At 55.4% G+C, this 24,170-nt stretch carries 22 protein-coding genes; 14 read left to right on the top strand and 8 right to left on the bottom strand.

Annotated features, from left to right (window positions below):
• Positions 1-92: 92 nt before the first annotated feature.
• The 3 genes from ENGE1_RS09600 to ENGE1_RS09590 form a co-directional block, all read right to left on the bottom strand.
• Positions 93-1,259, bottom strand: coding sequence for an Ig-like domain-containing protein (locus ENGE1_RS09600; protein ID WP_043081895.1), 1,167 nt, complete (start codon positions 1,257-1,259; stop codon positions 93-95).
• Positions 1,260-1,751: 492 nt separating this feature from the next.
• Positions 1,752-2,870 carry a hypothetical protein gene (locus ENGE1_RS09595; RefSeq protein ID WP_048253466.1) on the bottom strand — a complete coding sequence of 373 codons (1,119 nt, stop codon included), beginning with the start codon at positions 2,868-2,870 and terminating at the stop codon, positions 1,752-1,754.
• A 339-nt stretch (positions 2,871-3,209) separates the two neighbouring features.
• Positions 3,210-3,647: a PACE efflux transporter gene (locus tag ENGE1_RS09590; protein ID WP_048253465.1), complete on the bottom strand. Its 438-nt coding sequence runs from the start codon at positions 3,645-3,647 to the stop codon at positions 3,210-3,212.
• Positions 3,648-3,742: 95 nt separating this feature from the next.
• On the opposite strand from ENGE1_RS09590, the gene ENGE1_RS09585 reads away from it, so the two are divergent.
• Entirely contained in the window at positions 3,743-4,636 is an 894-nt protein-coding gene (locus ENGE1_RS09585; RefSeq protein ID WP_043081898.1) for a LysR family transcriptional regulator, read from the top strand.
• 2 nt (positions 4,637-4,638) lie between these two features.
• Here the strand turns inward: ENGE1_RS09585 and msrA are convergent, their stop codons facing one another.
• Positions 4,639-5,274: a peptide-methionine (S)-S-oxide reductase MsrA gene (gene msrA / locus ENGE1_RS09580; RefSeq protein ID WP_043081899.1), complete on the bottom strand. Its 636-nt coding sequence runs from the start codon at positions 5,272-5,274 to the stop codon at positions 4,639-4,641.
• 232 nt (positions 5,275-5,506) lie between these two features.
• Between msrA and tamA the strand changes: the two genes are divergently transcribed.
• The 3 genes from tamA to ENGE1_RS09565 are packed head-to-tail and all read left to right on the top strand — an operon-like array spanning position 5,507 to position 11,360.
• Positions 5,507-7,240, top strand: coding sequence for an autotransporter assembly complex protein TamA (gene tamA / locus ENGE1_RS09575; protein WP_045287502.1), 1,734 nt, complete (start codon positions 5,507-5,509; stop codon positions 7,238-7,240).
• Entirely contained in the window at positions 7,237-11,013 is a 3,777-nt protein-coding gene (tamB, locus tag ENGE1_RS09570; RefSeq protein ID WP_048273159.1) for an autotransporter assembly complex protein TamB, read from the top strand. Before tamA ends, tamB begins: the two co-directional genes overlap by 4 nt.
• A 2-nt stretch (positions 11,014-11,015) precedes the next feature.
• Positions 11,016-11,360, top strand: a complete 345-nt coding sequence (locus ENGE1_RS09565; protein ID WP_072051224.1) for a gamma-glutamylcyclotransferase family protein — start codon at positions 11,016-11,018, stop codon at positions 11,358-11,360.
• Positions 11,361-11,519: 159 nt separating this feature from the next.
• On the opposite strand, the gene ENGE1_RS29400 is transcribed toward ENGE1_RS09565, so the two are convergent.
• The 4 genes from ENGE1_RS29400 to flgA form a co-directional block, all read right to left on the bottom strand.
• Positions 11,520-13,082 (bottom strand): methyl-accepting chemotaxis protein, encoded by a 1,563-nt coding sequence (locus ENGE1_RS29400; protein ID WP_048253529.1) that lies wholly within the window; start codon positions 13,080-13,082, stop codon positions 11,520-11,522.
• 185 nt (positions 13,083-13,267) lie between these two features.
• Positions 13,268-13,720 carry a flagella synthesis protein FlgN gene (locus ENGE1_RS09555; RefSeq protein ID WP_225823470.1) on the bottom strand — a complete coding sequence of 151 codons (453 nt, stop codon included), beginning with the start codon at positions 13,718-13,720 and terminating at the stop codon, positions 13,268-13,270.
• Between the two features lie 8 nt (positions 13,721-13,728).
• Positions 13,729-14,037, bottom strand: a complete 309-nt coding sequence (gene flgM / locus ENGE1_RS26915; protein WP_225823471.1) for a flagellar biosynthesis anti-sigma factor FlgM — start codon at positions 14,035-14,037, stop codon at positions 13,729-13,731.
• Between the two features lie 49 nt (positions 14,038-14,086).
• Positions 14,087-14,791, bottom strand: a complete 705-nt coding sequence (gene flgA, locus ENGE1_RS09545; protein ID WP_048253463.1) for a flagellar basal body P-ring formation chaperone FlgA — start codon at positions 14,789-14,791, stop codon at positions 14,087-14,089.
• A gap of 276 nt (positions 14,792-15,067) precedes the next feature.
• On the opposite strand from flgA, the gene flgB reads away from it, so the two are divergent.
• From flgB to flgK, 10 genes are all read left to right on the top strand, one after another.
• The gene (gene flgB / locus ENGE1_RS09540) at positions 15,068-15,481 is read left to right on the top strand and encodes a flagellar basal body rod protein FlgB (RefSeq protein ID WP_048253462.1); all 414 of its coding nucleotides are present in this window, start codon (positions 15,068-15,070) and stop codon (positions 15,479-15,481) included.
• Between the two features lie 5 nt (positions 15,482-15,486).
• On the top strand, positions 15,487-15,891 hold the full coding sequence (gene flgC, locus ENGE1_RS09535) for a flagellar basal body rod protein FlgC (RefSeq protein ID WP_043081904.1): 405 nt from the start codon (positions 15,487-15,489) through the stop codon (positions 15,889-15,891).
• Positions 15,892-15,904: 13 nt separating this feature from the next.
• Positions 15,905-16,609 (top strand): flagellar hook assembly protein FlgD, encoded by a 705-nt coding sequence (locus ENGE1_RS09530; protein WP_043081905.1) that lies wholly within the window; start codon positions 15,905-15,907, stop codon positions 16,607-16,609.
• Positions 16,610-16,652: 43 nt separating this feature from the next.
• Positions 16,653-17,879, top strand: coding sequence for a flagellar hook protein FlgE (gene flgE, locus ENGE1_RS09525; RefSeq protein ID WP_048253461.1), 1,227 nt, complete (start codon positions 16,653-16,655; stop codon positions 17,877-17,879).
• Between the two features lie 11 nt (positions 17,880-17,890).
• Positions 17,891-18,646 (top strand): flagellar basal body rod protein FlgF, encoded by a 756-nt coding sequence (locus ENGE1_RS09520; RefSeq protein ID WP_043081907.1) that lies wholly within the window; start codon positions 17,891-17,893, stop codon positions 18,644-18,646.
• Positions 18,647-18,668: 22 nt separating this feature from the next.
• A complete protein-coding gene (flgG, locus tag ENGE1_RS09515; protein WP_043081908.1) occupies positions 18,669-19,451 on the top strand; it encodes a flagellar basal-body rod protein FlgG in 783 nt (260 codons plus the stop codon).
• A gap of 69 nt (positions 19,452-19,520) precedes the next feature.
• Positions 19,521-20,276 (top strand): flagellar basal body L-ring protein FlgH, encoded by a 756-nt coding sequence (locus tag ENGE1_RS09510; RefSeq protein ID WP_080732644.1) that lies wholly within the window; start codon positions 19,521-19,523, stop codon positions 20,274-20,276.
• Between the two features lie 70 nt (positions 20,277-20,346).
• A complete protein-coding gene (locus ENGE1_RS09505) occupies positions 20,347-21,408 on the top strand; it encodes a flagellar basal body P-ring protein FlgI (protein ID WP_234450332.1) in 1,062 nt (353 codons plus the stop codon).
• Positions 21,408-22,352, top strand: a complete 945-nt coding sequence (gene flgJ / locus ENGE1_RS09500) for a flagellar assembly peptidoglycan hydrolase FlgJ (protein ID WP_048253459.1) — start codon at positions 21,408-21,410, stop codon at positions 22,350-22,352. Before ENGE1_RS09505 ends, flgJ begins: the two co-directional genes overlap by 1 nt.
• Positions 22,353-22,462: 110 nt before the next feature.
• The gene (gene flgK, locus ENGE1_RS09495; RefSeq protein ID WP_064360610.1) at positions 22,463-24,109 is read left to right on the top strand and encodes a flagellar hook-associated protein FlgK; all 1,647 of its coding nucleotides are present in this window, start codon (positions 22,463-22,465) and stop codon (positions 24,107-24,109) included.
• The last annotated feature ends 61 nt before the right edge of the window (positions 24,110-24,170 follow it).

The following is a 24,170-nucleotide window of genomic DNA, read 5'->3' as shown; positions in this document are numbered from 1 at the left end:
TTGAGTGATTATCAATGATACATATTCTTTTTTATAATGTTGATTAATTTATTTTGCATATAAAATGAGGCGCTTGCGCGCCTCATAACTTTTTAGAGTCCGCCAGGTGGAATGACGTCAACCTCGTAGACTCTCTCCTCTATAGTAGTGTAAGTTTTTCCCTCATTAGTAACGTTATAGGTGGCTCTAATGCTACCCTCACCGATAGCCATCAGAAAATCATGTAAAGGTTTTGGTTCTTGATCATCTTTACTATCTCTGTAAATATATTTCGATGGGTCACCCTCGACAGGAACAGGGATCGGGACAGGAATATTCAATGTGTTAATCGTTTGCCCTGCTTTATTATGTGCTACAAGATTAATGCTGACAGCGGTTGTCTTCTCATCGGTTAACTGTTGAGGGATATCGACAGGGTCGGATTCTCCATTGTAATAAATGCGTGAGTTTTCAATAACAATCTCTACACCATTACCTACGTCTGACCGATTAATGAATCCATCATCACCTGCGGGAATATCAAGAGGTGTGCAGTAGGGTAAGCCGCCACCGCCATTAACGCGGGCAACGAGTACCTCTGTGGCCTCGGAATAGTGACCATTACCTGCGGGGTCAACGACAAAGCCGCGAACCAGATAACTTTGGTTCTGGAAAAGCAGTTCATCAGGCGTAATATCGGGGCCCGTCAGGAAAAATGGATAATATTGGTCATCCCTTGTTGCGGTTTGCTGCATTTCATTGTCGCCCCAAAGCAGGAAAACCTGATCCCCTTTGCGCAAATCCGGGGCAATAACGCTTGCGACGACTGAATTAGCATAGTCATTATCATCAATGACGCCATCCAGTGCCGCAGGGATCCGAGGCGCAGGCAGGGTTGTATTTTTCATTTCAAGAGGCAGTACCGCGCTGGTTTGCGCTGTTGTTGATAGATGCTGGCCTGGCTCTGAAGGGGGAGTAACAGCTGCTGCGGTAATTTGATAAAAACCTGCAGGCCCACTCAGTGTATAAAGTAAAATGGCCAGACCTTTTTCATTGGTTGGCGGTGTTGCTACGGGTTTAAGAGACAGCGCAGGAATATTTGATGTGAGGTTTACGGTGATGCCGGACATTACTTTACCCGCTTCATCTTTTACCCTGACGTAAAAGCGCTTACTTACCTCATCCTTCCAGTTTGTACACCAGTCATTGCTGTCACTAGTAAGTTCGATGGTAGTTACAACAGGATTGGCAACGGGTTTAATCGTTGTGGATTTATCCATTGTAGTTCTCCTTAGTCTATTTGATTAATAGATGCTTATCAGGCAGTTTTCTTTTCCGGATAAGTACGAAGTGAATCAAGTTGTGCTTATCCGTAAACCGCCTGAAAACAATAGCGACAATCTCATGGTGATTAAGTGATCGGTGACGAATAATGATTGTGATTGAGCGTAATGATTTTGCGTGATTTATAATTTTATTATTATTGATGTTTGGCTATTAAATAATTCAGACGATCGCGAAGATACCTTGTTTAATCGATGGTTTTGGTGGATTTATATACGTGCGATTTTTCTTCGTGGTTTTTAACAGCGGAGTGCAAATGCGTAAAGAGTATTGCCGCTTACCTTAATGATGATGGCTTCATTACGTGGAAAATATTTATTAACCAATAATAAAGCTACCTGAATGTCGCGGTAGCTTTATTATCTTTCGTCGTTATGTCAGTGCCGTATAGGCTGCATTCAGTTTAACTTGCTTTTGCCTTTAACGGATTAATGACTCAGCTGTGAAACGTCAACTTCGTAGCTCCTTTCTTTTGTCACGCTGTAAGTATAATTTTTAATCGTTACGTTGTAAGACACCATGATGCTGCCCGCGCCGATACTCATCAGCAAGTCCTTAAGCGCCGTAGGTTGGCGGGGGTCAGGAGTATCCTGGTACGGGTAGGGATCATCCTCGGCGGGAATATTTACAACGTTTAGAGGAATATTCAGCGTATTAATGGTCACGCCATCATTGTTCAGGGCTTTAAGGCTGATACTGGCTGCCGTCGCTTCGGTCAACTGATGCTCAGCCTGAGTATGCCCATTCAGAATCAGCGGGCCATTGGGGATATTGATAGTTACACCGTTGAGAATATCCTCCTGGTTCAGGAGGCCGTCGTCTCCCTGCGGGATATCCAGCGGCTCGCAAAATGGAAGTGCGCCCCCGCCGTGAGTGCGTGATACCCCCAGCAATATCTGGGTGGAGAAACTCCCGTTGCCTGCGGGATCGACAACAAACGCCCTTACGCGGTAAGACTGATTCTGAAAAAGCCGTTCATCAGGTACGATACCCCTGCCGGTGAGGAAGAATGGGCAGCTGTTATCATCTTCCGTGAGTATCTGCTGTAACATATTATCTCCCCACAGAAGATAAACCACGCTACCTCGCTGCATCTGCGCCCCGATCACATTCGCCATAACGCTGTTTGCATAGTCATAATCATCAATGATGCTGTCAAATGCCGCCGGTATGCGCGGTGCCGGAAGTTCAGACGCCTTCATATTGAGGATCATTGGGGACGACTGTAGTTGAGTGGCGGAATGTACTGCGACCACAGCATACTGTCCGGCCTCAGCCTTAATCCGACAAAACGCGATGGCAACGCCATTGGCATTGGTCACCGGCCTATTCATCAGGGTTAACTCCGGTTTCCCGTCGGTGGCTTCAAGTGTCTCAAGCCCGACAGCAACGCCCGAAACCGGTTTTTTGTCGCTGTCATAGACCGTGATATAGAAACACTTGCTGACGTCCGGCCACTCGGTACACCAGTCGCTGCTATCGCTGTTCAATTCTATTAATGCGGGAACAGAGGCTGCACTATTTTTTGCAGTGATGGATTTACCCATTACATACTCCTTAATCTTTATTAATTAAAGTTATGAATCAGACTGGCGACATTTTATTTATTATCAGCACGCTGGCCGATGAATATTAAAGTCGCAAGGAGAGGGTAACGCGACAGATGATAGCGCTATGTGATTAAGGGCTGTTAATGACCGGGTTTTATGATTTTTATATAATAATGAGAAGGTTTGTTTTTTCTTTTTTCATAAAGGTGATGAAATGAGCAATATGATAAATCAGGAAAAGTAAATTGATATTTATTGATAAAAATAATCGGTGCGGCCCCATTCCCGGGCCGCACCTGGCTCATCAACGCTATTTCAACCTGATGCAGCAATCCATTACGCCGTCTCGCTGGCGGGCAGCGCCGACGCCGGTAAACCGAACACCTTATCGAATACCCAGTTATAGACAAACGTGTAGCACGGAATAATCACAATCAGCGCCGCGTCCAGCAGGAACGCCTGCACCAGGCTGACGTTCATCCACCAGGCGATAAGCGGGATCAGGTACACCACCAGCGTCAGCTGAAAGCCGATGGCGTGCAGCACCCGGCGGCGGACGGTGCGGGTGCGCGAGGCCTGGCGGCTCTCCCAGAATTCGAACAGATAGTTGTAAATAAAGTTCCAGCTCACCGCGATGGTGGTGATGATCACCGCCAGCGGGCCTGTGGAGGCCGGTTCGTGGCCGGAGAGCAGCGCCAGCCCCAGGGCCGAAATCGTCATACCAATAAGTTCATAAGCGGTCACATAGACCAGTTTTCTTTTAAAGCCCTGCACGGTGTTCTCCTGTATTGGGTGGCGGGGCGCTACAATACAGTCATCGATGCTGACAGAAAAAGTCAGTTACTATCAGTTTTATTGAAAGGTCGACGATGAACTTCTCCAGCGACAACATCGAACTGTTTCTTGCCGTGCTGGACCGCGGCTCCTTCTCCGCCGCCGCGCGGGCGCTGCGGCGCGTGCCGTCGGCGGTGAGTATGGGGATCGCCAATATGGAGGCCGAGCTGGGCTTCGACCTGTTCGACCGCTCCCGCCGCGAGCCGGTGCCGACGCCGCTGGCCCTGGCGCTGGCGCCGCACGCCCGGGCGATTGCCGCCCAGCTCAAGCAACTGCAGATCCACGCCGTGGAGCTATCCCAGGGGCTGGAGAGCACGCTCTCCGTCGGCGTGGCGGCGGACATTAACAGCGCCGCGCTGCTGGCGGCCATTCGCCGGCTGTCTGAGCGCTACAGCCTGCTGAACGTTGAACTCCTCAGCGCACCGCGGGACGACGTCCTGCATATGCTGCACGAACAGCGTATTGCCCTCGGGCTGGTGTTCGGCGGCCTGAGCGTTAACAGCGCCGAGCAGCTGCAGCTGGTGGGCAGCGACGCGCTGGTAGCGACGCTGTCGCCCGCGCATCCAGCCTGGCGGGAGTCGGACGGCGGGCTATTTATTGAGGACCTGGTGAACGTCCGGCAGATTGTGGTCGCCAGCCGCGATCTGCCGGTCAGCGACCAGCGTCCGCAGGTGGCGGCATTTTTCTGGCAGACGGATAGCCTGACCGCCGCGCTGAGTATGGTGGAGGCCGGGCTGGGATGGGGCAACTTTCCGCTGTCACTCACCCAGCCGCTGCTGGACAGCGGCAGGCTCGTCAGGCTGAGGTTTAAAAATACCCATAACGCCCTGCGCCTGCCGATGCATCTGGTGTGGCTGAAAAACCGGCCGCTGGACCGCGCCGCCCGCGAGCTGGTGGACCTGATGCAGCAGAGCGCCGGGCCAGCGTAGCGTTACGCCGGCGGCAGGCAGACGCCAATCCCGCCGAGGCCGCAGTAGCCGTAAGGATTTTTATGCAGATACTGCTGGTGATCGTCCTCGGCGTAGTAGAAGGGTTTCGCCGCCGCGATTTCAGTGGTGATCGCCCGGGTATCGTTGCCCGCATTCATCGCCGCCTGATAGCGTTCGAGGCTGGCGTGGGCCGCCTTCTCCTGCTCCGGGGTCAGCGGATAGATGGCCGAACGGTACTGGGTGCCGCGATCGTTACCCTGCTGCATACCCTGCGCCGGATCGTGATTTTCCCAGAAAAGATGCAGCAGCTGCTCATAGCTGATAACGTTCGGGTCGTAGACCACCCGCACCGCCTCGGCGTGGCCGGTCTGCCCGGAACAGACTTCGCGATAGGTGGGGTTCGGCGTGTAGCCGCCGCTGTAGCCCGCCGCGGTGCTGTAAACGCCCGGCTGTTCCCAGAAGAGGCGCTCAACGCCCCAGAAGCAGCCCATGGCGAACAGCGCCACTTCCATGCCGTCGGGCACGTTGGTCATCGAATGTCCGTTTACGGCATGCAGGGTGGCCACCGGCATCGGCGTGTTACGCCCCGGGAGCGCATCCGATTGGGCAACAATGTGTTTTTTATCAAATAGACTCACGGTGTGGCCTCCGGAATGCTGAGAATGTCGTTGAGGTTGTCATATAACGTCAGTTTTAACACAATATGGGATGATGTATACGTAGAGCCTGATGGGATAGGCTCGTAGGTGAACATTAGAGATATCGGGCCCTGCATCGTTTTTTCAATCGTTAGTGTTGAATTTTTGTTAAGTCGTGGATCGGCTGTTGCTTTTCCGTCCGGGGTGGAAGCAAGGATATTTGGGAGATAAGGTGCCACAATTTCGACATCTATGCTGGGCCAGCCTACTGCTGATCAGCAGCGTCGCCAGCGCGGCGGGAATTCGCCTGAAAGTTGAGGGGCTGTCGGGCGAACTGGAGAAGAACGTTCGCGCGCAGCTATCGACCATCGAGAGCGATGAAGTCACGGCCGACCGCCGCTTCCAGGCACGGGTGGACGATGCCATTCGTGAAGGTCTTAAGGCGCTGGGCTATTACGAACCGTCGATAAACTTTGAGCTTAAGCCCGCGCCGGCCAAAGGTCGCCAGGAGCTGGTGGCGCACGTCAAGCCCGGCGAGCCGGTGCGCATCGGCGGTACCGATGTTATCCTGCGCGGCGGCGCCCGCGACGATCGCGACTACCTCGATCTGCTGAAGAAGCGCCCCAAAATCGGCACCGTGCTCAATCACGGCGACTACGATGGCTTCAAAAAAGATCTCACCAGCGTTGCGCTGCGCAAAGGCTACTTCGACAGCGAATTTAAAAAGAGCCAGCTCGGCGTGGCCCTCGACCGCCATCAGGCCTTCTGGGACATCGACTACGACAGCGGTCAGCGCTACCGCTTTGGCGACGTCACTTTCGAAGGCTCGCAGATCCAGGACCGCTATCTGCAAAACCTGATCCCGTTTAAGAAGGGCGACTACTATTCGTCGGCCGATCTCGGCGAGCTGAACCGCCGCCTGTCGGCCACCGGCTGGTTCAACTCGGTGGTGGTGGCGCCGGAGTTTGATAAAGCGCGGCAGACCAAGGTGCTGCCGCTGCACGGCGTCATGTCGCCGCGCACCGAAAACACCATTGAAACCGGGATAGGCTACTCAACCGACGTCGGTCCGAGGGTGAAGACCACCTGGAAGAAGCCGTGGATGAACTCCTACGGCCACAGTCTGACCACCAGCCTCAGCATCTCCAGCCCCGAGCAGCAGCTGGACTTCAGCTACAAGATGCCGCTGCTGAAAAATCCGCTGGAGCAGTACTACCTGGTGCAGGGCGGCTACAAGCGCACCGATCTTAACGATACCGAATCGGACTCGACGACCCTGGCGCTCTCCCGCTACTGGGACCTCTCCAGCGGCTGGCAGCGCGCCATCAACCTGCGCTGGAGCCTCGACCACTTTACCCAGGGTGAGGTGACTGATACCACCATGCTGCTTTATCCGGGCGTGATGGTCAGCCGCACCCGCTCCCGCGGCGGCCTGATGCCGACCTGGGGCGACTCCCAGCGCTACTCGGTGGACTACTCCAACACTACCTGGGGCTCCGATATCGACTTCCTGGTGCTGCAGGCGCAGAACACCTGGATCCGCACCCTGCAGGAGAAGCACCGCTTCGTCATGCGCGGCAACCTCGGCTGGATTGAAACCAACGACTTCAAAAAAGTGCCGCCCGATCTGCGTTTCTTCGCCGGGGGCGATCGCAGCATTCGCGGCTACGACTACAAATCTATTTCGCCGGAAGACAGCGAAGGCAAGCTGCGCGGCGCCTCGAAGCTGGCGACCGGTTCGCTGGAGTATCAGTACAACGTCACCGGCAAGTGGTGGGGCGCCGTCTTCGTCGACAGCGGCGAGGCGGTAAACGATATCAGCAAAAGCGACTTTAAAACCGGCGCCGGCGTCGGCGTGCGCTGGCAGTCGCCGGTCGGGCCGATCAAGTTCGATATTGCCGCCCCGGTCGGCGATAAAGACGAACACGGGATACAGTTCTACATCGGTCTGGGGCCTGAATTATGAGTTTATGGAAAAAGATAAGCCTCGGCGCGCTGATCGTGGTCGTCCTGCTGCTGGCGACGGTCGGTTTTCTGGTGGGCACCACTCCCGGCCTGCATCTGGTGTTTAAGGCCGCCAACCGCTGGGTGCCGGGGCTCGCCATTGAGCAGGTTACCGGCGGTTGGCGCGATTTGACCGTGAAGAACCTGCGCTACGAACAGCCCGGCGTGGCGGTTCAGGCCGGGCGCTTCCACCTGGCGGTGGATCCGGGCTGCCTGTGGCACAGCAGCCTGTGCGTCAACGATATCGCCCTGAGCGACGTCAACGTCGCCATCGACAGCAAAAAAATGCCGCCTTCCGCGCCGGTGGAAGAGGAGGAGAGCGGGCCGCTGAACCTCTCGACGCCGTATCCCATCACCCTGAGCCGGGTGGCGCTCAGCAATATCAATATCAAAATTGACGACACCGCGGTGTCGCTGATGGACTTTACCTCCGGCCTCAGCTGGAAAGAGAAAGATCTGACCCTGACACCCACCGCGCTGCAGGGGCTGCTGATCGCCCTGCCCAAAGCGGCAAAAGTGGCGCAGGAGCAGGTGGTCGAACCCAAAATCGAGAAACCAAAGCCGGACGAAAAGCCGCTCGGCGAGACGATGAAAGACCTCTTCGCCAAACCGCTGCTGCCGGAGATGGCCGACGTCCACCTGCCGCTCAACCTCAACATCCAGCAGTTTACCGGCGAACAGCTGCGGGTCACCGGCGATACCGATCTGACGGTGTATAAGCTGCTGCTCAAGGTCAGCAGCAACAACGGCAAAATGACGCTGGATACCCTGGACGTTAACTCCAGCCAGGGCACCGTCAACGCCAGCGGGTCGGCAACGCTTGCCGACAGCTGGCCGGTGGATCTGACGCTCAACAGTACCCTGAATATCGATCCGCTGAAGGGCGAGAAGATCAAGATGAAGGTCGGCGGCGAGCTGCGCAAGCAGCTTGAGGTCGGAATTAATCTCTCCGGCCCCGCCGATATCGACCTGCGGGCCCGGGCGCAGCTGGCCGAGGCCGGGCTGCCGCTTAACCTCGAAGTACAGAGCAAACAGCTGTACTGGCCCTTCACCGGCCAGCGCCAGTTCCAGGCGGACAATCTGCACCTCAGGCTCAGCGGCAGGGCCACCGACTACGCGTTGTCCTTTAAAACGGCGGTTAAGGGCCAGGACCTGCCGCCCGCCGACATACGGCTCGACGCTAAAGGCAACGCGCAGCAGGTGAACATTGATAAGCTCACCGTCGCGGCGCTGGAGGGCAAAACCGAGCTGAAGGCGCTCGTCGACTGGCAGCAGGCGATCAGCTGGCGCAGCGAGCTGACGCTTGCCGGTATCAATACCGCCAAAGAGGTGCCCGACTGGCCGTCGAAGCTTAACGGTATTATCAAAACTCGCGGCAGCCTTTACGGCGGCAGCTGGCAGGTGGATGTCCCGGAGCTGAAAATTACCGGCAACGTCAAGCAGAACAAGGTCAACGTTGACGGCAAGCTCTCCGGCAACAGCTACCTGCAGTGGAAAATCCCCGGCCTGCACCTGGCGCTGGGCAACAACAGCGCCGACGTGAAGGGCGAGCTGGGGGTTAAGGACCTGAATCTCGATGCCAGCATCGATGCGCCGAATCTCGACAATGCGCTGCCGGGCCTCGGCGGCACGGCGAAGGGACTGGTGAAGGTGCGCGGCACCATCGAGGCGCCGCAGCTGCTGGCGGACATCACCGCCCGCGGCCTGCGCTGGCAGGAGCTCAGCGTCGCCGACGTCAGCGTCAAGGGCGACGTCAAATCGGCAGAGCAAATCAGCGGCAGCCTCGGCGTGCGGGTGAACGGCATTACCCAGCCGGACGTCAACATTCGCCAGGTGCTGCTTGATGCCAAAGGCAGCGAGAAGGAGCATAAGCTGACGCTGCGCATTCAGGGCGAGCCGGTCTCCGGCCAGCTGGATCTGGCGGGCAGCTTTGACCGCGGCGAGCAGCGCTGGAAAGGTACGCTCAGCAATACCCGCTTCGAGACGCCGGTCGGGCCGCTGGCGCTTAACCGCGCGGTGGCGCTCGATTACCGCAACAAAGAGCAGAAGATTAGCGTCGGGCCGCACTGCTGGACCAACCCGAACGCCGAGCTGTGCGTCCCGCAGACCATCGACGCGGGCGCCAGCGGCCGCGCGCTGGTGAACCTCAACCGCTTTGACCTGGCGATGCTCAAGCCGTTCCTGCCGCCTGAAACCCAGGCCAGCGGCGTGTTCAGCGGCAATGCCGACGTCAGCTGGGACACCACCAAGCCTGGCCTGCCACAGGGCAAAGTGACGCTCTCCGGGCGCAACGTTAAAGTGACCCAGCAGGTGAACGACGCCCCGCTGCCGGTCGCCTTTGATACGCTCAACGTTAACGCCGATCTGCACAACAACCGCGCCGAGCTGGGCTGGCTTATTCGCCTGACCAACAACGGCCAGACCGACGGCAAAATCGACATCAGCGATCCGCAGGGCAAGCGCAATCTCGCGGGCAGCGTCAACATCCGCAACTTCTCGCTGTCGATGATTAACGCCATCTTCGAGCGCGGCGAGAAGGCGGCCGGCAACCTCAACGCTAACCTGCGCCTCGGCGGCGACCTGCAGGCGCCGCAGCTCTTCGGCCAGCTGCAGCTGGCGGATCTGGATATGGACGCGAACTTTATGCCGTTCGATATGCAGCCGAGCCGCATCGGCCTGAGCTTCAACGGCACCCGCTCGACGCTATCCGGGCTTATCGCCACGAAGCAGGGGCAGATAAACCTCAGCGGCAACGCCGACTGGACCCAGCTCGACAACTGGAAAGCGCAGGTGGCGGCGAAGGGCAGCCGGGTGCGCATTACCGTGCCGCCGATGGTGCGTCTGGACGTCTCGCCCGACGTGGTCTTTACCGCCACGCCGAGCCTGTTTACCCTCGACGGCAACGTCGACGTGCCCTGGGCGCGCATCGTGGTGCACGACGTGCCGGAGAGCGCGACGGGCGTCTCCAGCGATGAGGTGATGCTCAACAACGATCTGCAGCCGGAAAAACCGCAGACCGCCGCGATCCCCATTAACAGCAACCTGAATATTCATCTCGGCAACAACGTTCGCCTGAGCGCATTCGGCCTGAAGGCCCGCCTCGACGGCGATCTGAAGGTGGCGCAGGACAAACAGGGGCTGGGCCTTAACGGGCAGATCAACATTCCGGAAGGGCGTTTCCACGCCTACGGTCAGGACCTGATTGTCCGCAAGGGCATCCTGCTGTTCTCAGGCCCGCCGGACCAGCCGATGCTCAATATCGAAGCCATTCGTAACCCGGACGCCACCGAGGACGACGTGGTGGCCGGCGTGCGCGTCACCGGCTCAGCCGATCAGCCGAAAGCGGAGATCTTCTCCGATCCGGCGATGTCCCAGCAGGAGGCGCTCTCTTACCTGCTGCGCGGTCAGGGACTGAGCAGCGAGCAGAGCGACAGCGCGGCAATGACCTCAGCTTTAGTCGGTTTAGGGGTTGCGCAGAGTGGGCAGGTTATGGGTAAAATCGGCGAGACCTTTGGCGTAAGCAATCTGGCGCTCGACACGGCGGGAGTCGGTGACTCTTCCCAGGTTGTCGTCAGCGGTTATATTATGCCGGGTCTGCAGGTGAAATACGGCGTGGGAATTTTTGATTCTCTGGCAACGCTCACGCTACGTTATCGCCTGATGCCTAAGCTATATCTGGAAGCGGTGTCTGGCATAGATCAGGCGCTCGATCTGCTCTATCAGTTTGAGTTTTAGCAATGCGAATATTTGTTTACGGCAGTTTACGACGCAAACAAGGCAACAGCCACTGGATGACCAATGGCCAGTGGCTGGGCGATTTCAGCGTGGAAAACTATCAGCTCTACAGCCTGGGCCACTATCCGGGCGCGGTGCCCGGTGAGGGCACGGTAGCAGGTGAGGTTTATCGCATCGACGCTTCAACGCTCGCCGAACTCGACGCCCTGCGTACTAAGGGCGGTGAATACGCGCGCCACCTGATCCAGACGCCCTACGGGAGCGCCTGGATGTATGTCTACCAGCGTTCGGTGGAGTCGCACACGCGGATTGATACCGGCGACTGGCTCGACAGGGAGCTGTTCTGAAATATCCAGGCTGCCGGGGGCTCAGGCGTGCCTGGCCCTCTTGCCCGTAAAAGAGGATCCGGCGTCAGGAAGCTGACGCCGGATTTATATGCGGATCACCGCACCCCGTGAGCGTTAGCTGACGGGGTGTTTTTATTTGCAGCGCGAGCCGCGCTGGCGTCAGGCGGGGCGGATGGTAAATTCGGCGACGCTATTCGTCAGCACGCTGGCCTGCTCTTCCATCGCGTGGCTTTCGCTGGACGACTTATGCACCAGATTGCTGTTTTGCAGCGTGACGCTGTCCATTTCGACTATCGCTTTGCCCACCAGCTCAATTCCTTTGCTCTGTTCCTGTGAAGCGGAGGCAATTTCACTCATCAGATCGTTAACGTGAGTCGTGGCCTTTACGACCTCATCAATGGTTTCCCCGGCGCTTATCACCAGCGTGGAGCCAAGATCGACTTTACAGACGGAATCATCAATAAGCGTCTTGATCTCTCTGGCGGCGAGCGCGCTGCGCTGGGCGAGATTGCGCACTTCACTTGCGACGACCGAAAATCCTCGTCCCTGTTCGCCGGCGCGCGCGGCCTCCACGGCGGCATTCAGCGCCAGAATGTTCGTCTGAAAAGCGATGCCGTCAATGACGCTGGTAATATCGGCGATTCTCCGCGAACTCTCAGTGATTTCATTCATCGTGGCGACAACATTGCTGACGACTTTACCGCCTTGGCGGGCTGCGGCCGATGCGTCGAGCGCCAGCTGATTCGCTTTCTGCGCATTCTCCGCATTTTGCTTCACCGTTGACGTCAGTTCTTCCATGCTGGCAGCGGTCTGTTCCAGAGACGCCGCCTGCAGCTCGGTACGCTCGGCAAGTTCGCTGCTGCCAAGCGTCAGCGCTTTAGCCGAGTGGTATATGGTATTGGCGCTGGTGCGAATATTGCCAATGGTGCGGTTCAATGCGTTCTGCATCTGGTGCAGATGGCTAGCAAAGGTACTGAGCTCGTTACTGCCTGCGATTTCAAGAGGCTGCGTTAAATCGCCATCCGTAATGTTATTAATACTTTTACTCAACCGGTTAAGCGGTTTAATCAGAATATGGTGAATGCCGAACCAGGCGAAAAAGACCAGTAGCACAATCAGTAATGTTGCTCCTATCGAGATAGCGACGGCCAGTCGGTAATCAAAGTTACTCGCCGCAACGGCGCCTGCGAGCGTTTTTTCGCCGTTGGCAATGAACTGGATATAGGCTTTTTCAAAGTTATCCTGAATTTTCTGCGTTGGCTGATTAAGCCCGCTCGCCAGGTCACGGCGTTTCATGAAAACAATCATCTCAGCCAGCGAATTAGCGTAGATCATATAGGTCTGCCTGAGTACATCGCGCTTTTGCGGATTGATAGCGACAGGAAGTTTTATTGCTTCATATTGACTCCATTGTTGCCGGGCCAGCAGCAGCGATTTTTCTGCCCGATCGAGTAATGTGGCGATATCCGGGGACGTTGCGGTACTGTCATGATTAAGTGCGTAGTTGATGCCAACTAAGCTAACCATTGTCCTGACTTGCAGTAAAGAGATAAAGGATTTGTTGAGATAGTCGTGCTGTAGATTGATGGTCGATACTATTTCTGTATTTTTCTTATTTGAGTTAAGAGAGTAATAACTCATTGCACCAGAGGATATTTGCAATATATTTATTAATACAAATAGCAACAATAATCCGCTGACGATCTTTATCCTGTTTAACATAATTAAAACTCTCAAGGAAAACTTTTGTTTGATGTTTTACCGCAATACGCAAACCTTATCGGCATTGGTGTTGGTCTTGAGGTGTTAAATTAAATATAAATAATCGCGACAAAGAAGAAGATTCTTCTTTGTCTTTCATAGGTAAATAAATGGATGCTATTGTTAGTTATGAGATAATATATCTATTATACGCTGAGGTTATAAACCTTACCTGAGGATGCGGTCTCTGTTTGACCATTGGCGCCATAGGTGGGCATCATTGAGCCGCTCTTTTTAACCAGTTTATTTAACCGATCGCTTTTCTCCATATGCAGCGCCAGCAGGCCTGCAACTTTATTATTAAGCTCATTGGATATTTTTATTTTTTTAACAATTTCTTCCCACGAGGTTGCAATTCTGGGGTTGTTTTTGTACGGAGCCGTTATTTTTAGCGTTACCTCTAGTTGTTTGCGCATCTCATCATAGTGACTGATGGTGGAAAGCAGCTGTTTTTTATTATCAGAAATAATCTGTAGCGAAACGGGATTAATCTGTACTTTTCGTAGCTGTGACACTTCCTCAATAAGTAGCGCCTCCAGTTCAATCAGCGCACTGTGAAGCTTGTTCAGAATAGAGCTAAAATTTTCAGTTTTCATCATTTATGACATCAGGAGAGTTGAAAGATATCATTCACTAAATTTTGGGCTATCAGGTCAGGGTCGATCGTATACTCATTGGACTCAATCGCGCTGCGGATTTTGTCAATACGCTGATAATCGATATCCTGAGCCGAATCCGCCTGAATTTGCTGTGCTATCTGGCTGAATTTTACCCGCGTGCCGCTCTCTTTGCTGTTGGTCGCTACCGCCGCTTTCGCGTTTCCGCTTTTTGCCGGAGTGTTAAAATCCCGACGAACGGTCATTGCTGATACGGGGAGAGGCGACTGCGCTCTGTCTATACTCATCGTGATCCTCATAAACTTGTGACTCTGTATTAACTATCGGTCACAGCGGAAAAGACTAAAATTATTCTTTAAGATTTATGCTTACCGTACCGTCAGGTTCAACAATTCCGTTGATTATCTGCCCGTTACGCATGGAAACCCTGAGCGTTTTGTTGGCTGCCGCATTCGTCAGCGCCTTGCCGCGCGTGCGTATCTGAAAGCCATCGCCCTGGGCGAGGATTTCAACTTCCTGGCCCGCGACGGCAAGCCAGGGGTGCCGTAGTTCGCTTTGGGTGATTGCCTGCCCGGCGTTGATGGTGCGGGTGGTGGTCTGGCCAATAATGCTGCTTTTATCGAAGAGAAGATCGGCCGGTTGATGATCGAGCGAGCCGGTATGCAGCATCAGATCATCCTCCTGAATCACGCTGGCGGGTTTTAAGGGGTGGGCCGCAGTCCACCACTCACCCTCCGCCGCCACCTTGACCTGAATGAATTTACGCAGGTTACCGCAGCGTGCGACAACGCTTCTGTTACCGGTCAGGCGCCTGCTGCTGCCGGCGAGATACAGATCGGGATTTTCACACAGCTGTTTGAGCTGGCTGATGGGCGTGACGATAGTGACTATCTGAACAACATTGGCCGCTGCTGGCAGCTGACTTTCAGAGGTGATAAGCGCAGTGATATTTCGCTTTAATGCTTCATTTTCCACGCTGGCATGGGCGAAGGAATAATTCAGGCTGCTACCCAGCATTATTGCAATAGCAAGGATGGAACGGATAAATGACATGTGGCGGTCAGACCTTATTGATATATTGCAAGAGTAAAATGAAGTCGTTAATTAGAATTTTTATTCTGAGAGTATATGCTAAAATTCGTTCATTTTTAATGCCAGAGACAGTGAAGTTTTTGATGCCAATTCGGCGAATTAGTTTTACAAACTGTGTCATTTTTTCGCCATGTCTCTAATTGCGTTTATTTCTGTTGGATCTTTGCAGTATAGAAATAGGTTGTTCACTCCTAAAATGTTTGGGTTAATTTTTCAAGTATAAAGTGAGTATATTTCATGCTCGATAGACTCGATAGTGCGCTCCGCTTCCAGCAACAGGCGCTCAGCTTGCTGACTAAGCGGCAGGATGTTCTGGCTGCCAATATTGCGAATGCAGATACTCCAGGGTATCTGGCAAGAGATATTGATTTTTCACGCCAGTTAAAGGACTCAATGGATAAAAATAGGCCACAAAATAGCCCTGTTTCACTGACATTAACCTCCGGGGCACATATACCTGGCCGGGCGCCGGCATTTGATGATGGGCGATTAATGTATCGAATTCCGGACCAGCCCAGCGCTGATGGTAATACTGTCGATATGGACAGGGAGCGCGTGAATTATGCTGATAATAGCGTGAAATATGAGTCCAGCCTTACGTTACTGGGTGCTCAAATCAAAAACATGATGACTGCTATCGGTCAGGGATAATAACGATGTCAACGTTCAGTATCTTTGATATTGCCGGTTCGGCAATGGCCGCCCAGTCGAAAAGACTTAACGTCAGCGCCAGTAATATGGCAAACGCCGACAGTGCCGTAGGGCCAGATGGGCAGCCCTATCGGGCGAAACAGGTCATTTTCGAAGTGAATAGCGCACCGGGCCAGGAGACGGGCGGAGTGCGGGTCAGCGATGTTGTTGAAAGCAACGCGCCCGATCGCATGGTGTACGAGCCGGGCAACCCTCTGGCCGATGCCAGCGGCTATGTCCGCATGCCAAACGTAAATGTCGTGGGCGAGATGGTGAACACCATCTCTGCTTCCCGCAGCTATCAGGCCAATGTTGAAGTTATGAGCACGGCCAAATCATTAATGCTTAAAACATTGACGCTCGGTCAATAAGTAAGGTCAGAAAATGTCTGTTTCACCTTTAATAAGCGCCGCCAGCAATCCTGTACAAGGTGCAGGCGCGGCGCCGGCTGGCGGAGGTTCCGGTAACCTCGGCACCGGTAGCAATATCGACGATATTACCAACAGCTTTATGCAGCTGCTGGTTGCCCAGATGCAAAATCAGGATCCCACTAACCCAATGGATAATAACCAGCTGACCTCGCAGCTGGCGCAGTTTAACACTGCCGCCGGGGTCCGCGATCTTAATACCGAACTCGATCAGGTCGGCGGCCTTATCTACAACATGCAGCAGATGAATGCCGCGCAGTGGGTCGGCCGCAAGGTCTATATCGAAGGTGACAACTCGGTATCAACAAGCCAGGACGGTAATAAGGACTTCTCCTTCGCGGTGGATTCGGATACCGATAAAGTGACCGTCACCTTAACCGATGACGCCGGTAATGCTTATACCGCCGATCTTAAAGATCTGAAGTCCGGCGTGAATAGCTTCTCGCTCGACGATCTTCAGGACTTTAAACCGAGCGCCCCTCCTGCGGATAGCAACTTTAAAGTGACCTATTCCGCTGCCAACGATGATGGCACGGTACCGAAAATTGTTTCTCTTAAAAAGTCTACCGTGGACGGCGTTTCGTTTTCAGCGCAGGGCGCAGTATTACGTTTGGGCAAGGATGGCACCACCACGCTGGGCGACGTTTACCTCATTGAGTAATCGCCGCACGTCATTCTCCTCTCTTTTCAGGAATTAAATAACAATGAGTTTTGCACAAGGTCTCAGCGGCTTAAATGCCGCTTCCCAGGCGCTGGACGTGGTGGGTAACAATATCGCCAACTCCCAGACCGTAGGTTTTAAATCTGGCGCAATTTCCTTCGCAGACGTTTTTGCGGGTTCCCAGGTTGGTATGGGTGTTCAGGTTGCGGGGGTTAATCAGGACTTCACCGATGGTGTGCTCACCCAGAGCAATAATGCTCTGGATATGGGGATTCAGGGCAACGGCTTTTTCCGTATGGTTGATGAGGCGGGCCGCGTGTTTTACAGCCGCAACGGCCAGTTCCAGAAGGATGCCTCCGGCTACATTATTAACAATCAGGGCATGAAGTTGAGCGGCTACCAGGCCACCGGTACGCCGCCGACCGTTCAGCCCGGCTCACCGGTTGGCCCGATTCAGATCCCCGACGGACAGATGCCGGCGAAGGCCTCCGATGCCGGTACGATGAGCGGAAATCTCTCCTCCGAAACCGAGGCTATCGATCAGACTGAGCATCCCTTCGATCCGTCTGATAATAAGACCTACAGCCAGGTTGCGCCGATTGAAGCCTACGACTCGCTGGGCAACAAGCACACCATCAACGTCTACTACGTTAAGACCGGCGATAACCAGTGGAAGGTCTATACCAACGACACCACCTCGCCGGTAAAAGATGCCAACGGCAAAGATATCTACGGCGAGCTGGATCTGCAGTTTGACAGCTCGGGAAAACTCACCACCAATCCGGCGAAGGTGAAAATTCAGGGAGCGTCCTACAACGGCGGTACTGCCCTCGACTTCGATCTCGATCTCGACGGCACTATCCAGCAGTCCTCCGAAACCTCCATTGATAAGAAGTCGACCACCGGCTATGCGCCGGGCCAGATGAACGGTTATACGGTGGATGATGATGGTCAGGTGATGGCTTCCTACAGCAACGGCCAGTCTCAGCTTATCGGTCAGGTGGTGCTGGCAAACTTTACTAATCCCGGCGGACTCTCTTCTGAAGGCAACAACTGCTGGTCTGAAACTTCGCAGTCCGGTCAGCCGGTGATTGGATCCTCAGGAACCGGCAATCTGGGCACCGTAGCCGGTAACCGCGTTGAGGCCTCTAACGTCGATTTGAGCCAGGAGATGGTCAACATGATCGTCTATCAGCGCAACTATCAGTCGAATTCGCAGACCATCAAGACCCAGTCTGAGCTGCTGCAAATCGTCACCAATCTTGGCTAACGAGGGCTGATATGGATCGCGCGATATATACCGCTATGGGCGCGGCGAACGCCGCACTGACCCGCCAGAGCGTGACGTCTAACAACCTGGCCAATGCCGCAACGCCCGGCTTTCGGGCTCAGCTCTCAGCTTTTCGTGCGGCGCCGGTTGAGGGGCCTTCGGTCGCGACCCGCACGCTGGTGGCAGACTCAACGCCGTTCAATGACGACACCATGGGGGCAGTCAACCAGACCGGAAGAAACCTCGACGTCGCGCTGCCGCAGAACGGCTGGCTTGCGGTGAAGAATGCCGACGGCAGCGAAGGCTATACCCGTGCGGGGAATATTGAGGTGGACAGCGAAGGCACGCTGCGCATCCGCGGCCTGCCTGTGATGGGCGATGGCGGCGCGATTGAGGTGCCGCCGCAGTCGGCGCTCACCATTGCGCCGGACGGCACCATTACCGCCAGGGGCGCGGGCGACGATGCCAAAACCCTGGCCCCGGTGGCGCGCCTGAAAATGGTCAACGCCAGAATGCAGGATCTGGTCCACGGCGATGACGGTCTGTTTCACATTGCGCCAACCTCGCCGAATGCTGGCCAGGCCGCGCTGGCGGCCGATCCAGACCTCAAGCTGACGCCCGGCGCGCTGGAGAGCAGCAACGTCAGCCCGGTGAAATCGATGGTCGACATGATAGCCAACGCCCGCGGGTTTGACATGAGTATGCGCACTATCAGTACCGTCGATGACAACGACAAAAAGGCCAACCAGCTATTAAGCCTGAGCTAATCAGAGCAGGAGAACATGACTCATGATCCGTTCGTTATGGATTGCTAAAACCGGTCTGGAAGCACAGCAGACCAATATGGACGTTATTTCCAACAACCTGGCTAACGTCAGCACTAACGGCTTTAAGCGCCAGCGCGCCGTGTTTGAAGACCTGCTGTATCAGACCGTGCGCCAGCCGGGTGCGCAGTCTTCGGAGCAGACCACGATCCCGTCCGGGCTGCAGCTGGGGACCGGCGTGCGGCCGGTGGCGACCGAGCGTCTGCACACTCAGGGCAACCTGACCCAGACCGGCAATGATAAAGATCTGGCCGTCGAAGGCCGGGGCTTTTTTCAGGTGCAGATGGCGGACGGCACCACGGCCTACACCCGCGACGGCTCTTTCCAGATAGATCAGAACGGGCAACTGGTGACCTCCAGCGGCTATCCGGTTCAGCCGGCCATTACGCTGCCGCAGGATGCCGATCAGCTTACCGTCGGCAAAGACGGTATCGTCAGCGTCACGGTGCCGGGCCAGACGGCGCCGCAGCAGGTAGGCCAGCTGACGCTGACCACCTTCGTCAACGACTCCGGTCTTGAGAGCATCGGCGAGAACCTCTATCGCGAAACGCAGTCCTCCGGCGCGCCGAATGAGAGCACGCCTGGCCTGAACGGTGCGGGAACCATCAAGCAGAAGTTCGTTGAGGCCTCCAACGTCAACGTCGCCGAAGAGCTGGTCAATATGATCCAGACCCAGCGCGCTTACGAAATCAACAGTAAAGCGGTATCAACATCCGATCAGATGTTGCAGCGCTTAACGCAACTCTAATAGCAGCCTGACCGTGCCTCCGCCTGCGGGCGGAGGCGAGTGCGGCTGCGGTATTACCTAGTGAATGAAATGAAAAACCAGCCTTTTTCTCACGTCGCCCGACCTTGCAGCGTTCGCCACCCCTCCGTTTTCCGTCGCAGACCCGTTCTGCTTTCGGCGATCGCCGCGCTGATCATCACGCTATCGGGATGTGCCTATCTTCCACACAAGCCGCTTGTGCAGGGAGAAACGACGGCGGCACCGGTTCCCGTTCAGGCTTCTGCCGCAAGCGGCTCCATCTTTCAGACCGGGCAGGCGATGAACTATGGCTATCAACCGATGTTTGAAGACAGGCGCCCGCGAAACGTCGGCGATACCCTGACCATCATCCTGCAGGAAAACGTCAGCGCCAGCAAAAGCTCGTCGGCGAGTGCGAATCGCGATGGCTCAACCGGACTCTCTTTTGACGCTATTCCCCGCATGCTTTCGGGACTGTTCGGCGGTGATCGCACCAAAACCGAAGTCAGCGGCAGCAGTGATTTCTCCGGCAAGGGCGGCGCTGCGGCGAAAAACACCTTCAGCGGCACCCTCACCGTGACGGTTCACCAGGTGCTGGTGAACGGCAATCTCCAGGTGGTGGGAGAGAAGCAGATTGCCATCAATCAGGGCACGGAATTTATCCGCTTCTCCGGCGTCGTCAATCCCAGAACGATCAGCGCCAGTAATACCGTGATCTCTACCCAGGTGTCCGATGCGCGTATTGAGTATGTCGGCAACGGATATATCAATGAGGCGCAACAGATGGGCTGGCTACAGCGGTTGTTCCTGAATCTTTCACCTTTTTAATGACGGGCCGATGAAAACTTCCTTCTTCAACATTACCCTGAGTCTGCTGGTGGTTGGCATCGTTATCCTGATGCCCGCCGGGGCTCGCGCAGAGCGCATTCGCGATATGGTTTCGGTACAGGGCGTGCGCAGTAACTCTCTGATGGGCTATGGCCTGGTGGTTGGCCTCGACGGCACGGGCGATCAGACGATGCAAACGCCGTTTACCACCCAAAGCCTCAACAACATGTTGTCGCAACTGGGGATCACGGTGCCTGCCGGGGTGAACATGCAGCTTAAAAATATTGCCGCCGTGATGGTCACGGCGGAGCTGCCGCCGTTTGCCCGCAGCGGAGAGAAAATTGATGTGGTCGTCTCTTCACTTGGCAATGCCAAAAGTCTGCGCGGCGGGACGCTGCTGATGACCCCTCTTAAGGGCGTGGATAACCAGATTTATGCGCTCGCGCAAGGCAATTTGCTGGTGTCCGGGGCGGGCGCGCAGAGCGGCGGCAGCCGCGTTCAGGTCAATCAGCTGAACGGCGCCCGCATCAGCGACGGGGCCACCGTTGAGCGCGAGGTGCCGATCGATTTTGCGACGCGCAACACTATTACGCTGCAGCTGCATCAGGATGATTTTACGGCTGCCCAGTCTATCAGCGATGCCATTAACAGCCACTTCAGCGGCGGCGCGGCGACCGCAGAGGACGCCCGCACCATCAAGCTCTATGCCCCTACGGACAGCGCGTCGCGCGTGCGCTTCCTGTCGCGCATTCTCGATTTGCCGGTGCGCGTTCAGGTGATGGATGCCAAAGTGATCGTCAACGCCCGTACCGGGTCGGTGGTGATGAACCGGCACGTGATGCTGGACTCCTGCGCTGTGGCCCAGGGCTCCCTGGCGGTTGAGGTCTCAAGAAGCAGCCGGGTTAGTCAGCCGGATACACCGCTGGCGGGCGGTCAGACGGTCGTCACGCCGGATACGCAGATCTCGGTGCAGGATCGTGGCGGATCGCTACAAAAAGTGTCCACCAGCGCCGATCTCAATCAGGTCGTGCGGGCGCTTAACAGCCTCGGGGCCACGCCTAACGATCTGATGGCGATTTTGCAGTCCATGAAGAGCGCGGGCTGCCTGCGGGCGAAACTGGAGATTAACTGATGAATGCGAAACCGCTCATTTCCGGCGCGGCGTTTGAGGTTAACAGCCTCGACGCCCTGAAAAAGGAGGCGCGCACGAACTCAGCGGTGGGGCTGCGGGCCGCCGCGAAGCAGATAGAGGGCATCTTTGTCCAGATGATGCTGAAAAGCATGCGCGATGCGTCGATCAAGGATGACCTGATGCACAGCCAGTCGTCGGATATGTTTACCTCCATGTACGATCAGCAGATAGCCCAGGATATCGCTGCTCAGGGCAAGCTGGGGTTTGCCGATATGATGGTCAGGCAGTTCGGCGGGGAGGTTGCGCCGCCGGTACCGACTCAGGGGGCGGGCGTCGCGCCCTATCAACTCTCCCCGGGTCAGCAAAAAACCTGGCAACATATCCCGATGCGCAATCTTGCCGACGCGGGAACGCCGGAGGCGCCGCCAATCCCGGCGGGCGCCAACCATCACGACTTTATTTCCCGCCTGCTCGGGCCCGCCATTTCCGCGGCCAGGGAAAGCGGTATTCCGCACCAGCTTATCGTTGCCCAGGCGGCGCTGGAGTCCGGATGGGGGAACCGGGAGATAAGAACGCCGGCCGGGAAAGCAACGCATAATCTCTTTGGCATCAAAGCGACGCCCGACTGGAAAGGGGAGTCCACGATGGTGACCACCACGGAGTATATTGACGGCGTCAGGAAAAAGGTTAAAGCCGCCTTCCGGGTATATCCCTCTTATTCGGCGGCGCTGGCAGACTATACTTCGTTATTAAAATGTAATCCGCGTTATAAAAATGTAGTTCACTCTCCGACGCCTGAACATGCTGCCCGCGCCCTGCAAAATGGCGGCTATGCCACCGATCCGCGCTACGCAAATAAACTGATTAAAATTATTGATCAGGTGAAAAACGTGGTTGATAAAGGGTTAAGTAGCTATAAATCGGACATCGCTTCATTATTTTAGAAAATATATTTCAGTTAATTCTCATTCAACCGATAGATTAGATAACAAACTTTCCTGTGCGGCGCGAATGATAGCGCTTTCACGCAGTGTTAAGAAATTATTGGTGAGCCATGAATCTCTTGTATTTAGCCCAGAGTGGGCTTAGTTCCGCGCAATTATCCTTAAATGTCGTCGGCAACAATATCAACAATGCCTTCACCCCAGGCTACAGCCGCCAGAATCTGATCCTCGGCGAAGCGGGCGGCCGCACCACCGGGGTGGGCTACTTCGGCTACGGCGTTAAAACCGACGGCGTTGAGCGCGCCTATGACGGTTTTGTCAGTAATCAGATGCGTAACGTCACCTCTGACTACGCTGCCCTCGGCGCCCGCTATCAGCAGTTCAGCCAGATAGACGATATGCTGGGTGACGATACCTCCAACATCTCCGTTTCGCTGAGCAACATCTTCAGCGCAATGGAGAAAATGAGCAGCGATCCGGTTAACCCGGCGGCGCGCCAGGAGGTTTACTCCCAGCTTAAGGCCATCAGCTATCAGTACAACACCAACAGCAACACGCTGGACGGTCTGGAAAAAAGCACCAACACCCAGATTACCCAGAGTGTTGAGGATATTAACTCCTGCACTAAACAGCTGGCGGACATCAACACCCAGATTAATAAGATCTATGCCCAGACCGGCACGCTGCCGTCGGATCTGATGGATCAGCGCGATCAGGTACTCGGTCAGCTGAGTGAACTGGTCGGCGTCAAGGTCAACGAGAACGAAAAGACCGGCCAGGTTGAAGTCACCATGTCCAACGGGATGCCGCTGGTCAGCGGCGACCGCGCCTACTCCCTGGAGGCATCGACCTCGCCTGACGATCCGGCAAAAACCGTTGTCTCCTACGTGGACGCCTCCGGCAATAAGATGGCGCTGGATGAGTCGAAGGTAACCAAAGGTCAGCTGGCGGGCCTGTTCAAATTCCGCAATGAAGATCTGGTTGAGGCCAGAAACCAGCTCAACCAGCTGGCGCTGCAGATGGCGAACAAGTTCAACGAGGTTAACGCCGCAGGCTACGACCTGAGCGGCAAACAGGGAGGCGATCTCTTCTCCGTCGCCAATCCGGCTGCGCAGGCAAATCGCAACAACGCCGGAGACGGCAGCCTCAACGTCAGCTTTACCGATATCAGCAAGGTTGTCGCCCAGGATTACACGATCACCTACAAAGGTCCGGGCCAGAGTGACTGGGAGGTCAAAACCGCCGACGGGCGCACCATCACGCCGACGGTAGGCGACAATGGCGAACTGCTGCAGTTTGACGGCATTTCGATTTCGCCGCAGGGAACTCCCCAGCCGGGTGACTCCTTCAGCCTGAATCCGGCAGACGGCGCGGCGGGTAAGCTCGGGGTGGCTATCGAGAACGGCGACGGTATTGCGGCATCCAGCTCTTCCGATCCGACGGATGAAAGCAATAACGAAAACATCAAGGCGCTGATCGCCATTAAAGATGCCAAAGTGATCAATAACGGTACGCTCTCCGAAGCCTACGCGAGCCTGGTAAGTTCCGTCGGGTCGTCAATGGGTTCCCTGAAGGCGGATATGACGACCACCGGTAAATCTTACAATGCCGCCGCCCAGCAGCAGCAGTCGGTCTCCGGCGTTGATTTAAATGAAGAGATGATCAATCTGCAAATGTTTACCCAGTACTATCAGGCTAATGCCCAGGTACTTAAAACGGCGACGGATATTTTTGACACGATATTAAGCCTGCAATAACCGCTCGGGCTGCGCTAACGGCCCGGCCCATCAGGCTCCGCGACCCGTTTAATTTTTTACC

The sequence above is a fragment of the Pluralibacter gergoviae ATCC 33028 = NBRC 105706 genome, assembly GCF_001598855.1.
Classification (GTDB): Bacteria; Pseudomonadota; Gammaproteobacteria; order Enterobacterales; family Enterobacteriaceae; genus Pluralibacter; species Pluralibacter gergoviae.
Note: the sequence above shows the minus strand (reverse complement) of the source record. Positions and strands in the feature narration are given on the sequence as shown.

Excerpts from the sequence above, each read along its gene's own strand:
- flgJ (WP_048253459.1), top strand. The coding sequence starts at position 21,408 with ATGAATGCGAAACCGCTCATTTCCGGCGCGGCGTTTGAGGTTAACAGC.
- ENGE1_RS09555 (WP_225823470.1), bottom strand. The coding sequence starts at position 13,720 with ATGATGAAAACTGAAAATTTTAGCTCTATTCTGAACAAGCTTCACAGT.
- flgB (WP_048253462.1), top strand. The coding sequence starts at position 15,068 with ATGCTCGATAGACTCGATAGTGCGCTCCGCTTCCAGCAACAGGCGCTC.
- ENGE1_RS09565 (WP_072051224.1), top strand. The coding sequence starts at position 11,016 with ATGCGAATATTTGTTTACGGCAGTTTACGACGCAAACAAGGCAACAGC.
- flgM (WP_225823471.1), bottom strand. The coding sequence starts at position 14,037 with ATGAGGATCACGATGAGTATAGACAGAGCGCAGTCGCCTCTCCCCGTA.
- flgE (WP_048253461.1), top strand. The coding sequence starts at position 16,653 with ATGAGTTTTGCACAAGGTCTCAGCGGCTTAAATGCCGCTTCCCAGGCG.
- flgC (WP_043081904.1), top strand. The coding sequence starts at position 15,487 with ATGTCAACGTTCAGTATCTTTGATATTGCCGGTTCGGCAATGGCCGCC.
- ENGE1_RS09530 (WP_043081905.1), top strand. The coding sequence starts at position 15,905 with ATGTCTGTTTCACCTTTAATAAGCGCCGCCAGCAATCCTGTACAAGGT.
- flgG (WP_043081908.1), top strand. The coding sequence starts at position 18,669 with ATGATCCGTTCGTTATGGATTGCTAAAACCGGTCTGGAAGCACAGCAG.
- ENGE1_RS09510 (WP_080732644.1), top strand. The coding sequence starts at position 19,521 with ATGAAAAACCAGCCTTTTTCTCACGTCGCCCGACCTTGCAGCGTTCGC.
- ENGE1_RS09505 (WP_234450332.1), top strand. The coding sequence starts at position 20,347 with ATGCCCGCCGGGGCTCGCGCAGAGCGCATTCGCGATATGGTTTCGGTA.
- flgK (WP_064360610.1), top strand. The coding sequence starts at position 22,463 with ATGAATCTCTTGTATTTAGCCCAGAGTGGGCTTAGTTCCGCGCAATTA.
- ENGE1_RS29400 (WP_048253529.1), bottom strand. The coding sequence starts at position 13,082 with ATGTTAAACAGGATAAAGATCGTCAGCGGATTATTGTTGCTATTTGTA.
- ENGE1_RS09520 (WP_043081907.1), top strand. The coding sequence starts at position 17,891 with ATGGATCGCGCGATATATACCGCTATGGGCGCGGCGAACGCCGCACTG.
- ENGE1_RS09595 (WP_048253466.1), bottom strand. The coding sequence starts at position 2,870 with ATGGGTAAATCCATCACTGCAAAAAATAGTGCAGCCTCTGTTCCCGCA.
- ENGE1_RS09600 (WP_043081895.1), bottom strand. The coding sequence starts at position 1,259 with ATGGATAAATCCACAACGATTAAACCCGTTGCCAATCCTGTTGTAACT.
- ENGE1_RS09585 (WP_043081898.1), top strand. The coding sequence starts at position 3,743 with ATGAACTTCTCCAGCGACAACATCGAACTGTTTCTTGCCGTGCTGGAC.
- flgA (WP_048253463.1), bottom strand. The coding sequence starts at position 14,791 with ATGTCATTTATCCGTTCCATCCTTGCTATTGCAATAATGCTGGGTAGC.
- tamB (WP_048273159.1), top strand. The coding sequence starts at position 7,237 with ATGAGTTTATGGAAAAAGATAAGCCTCGGCGCGCTGATCGTGGTCGTC.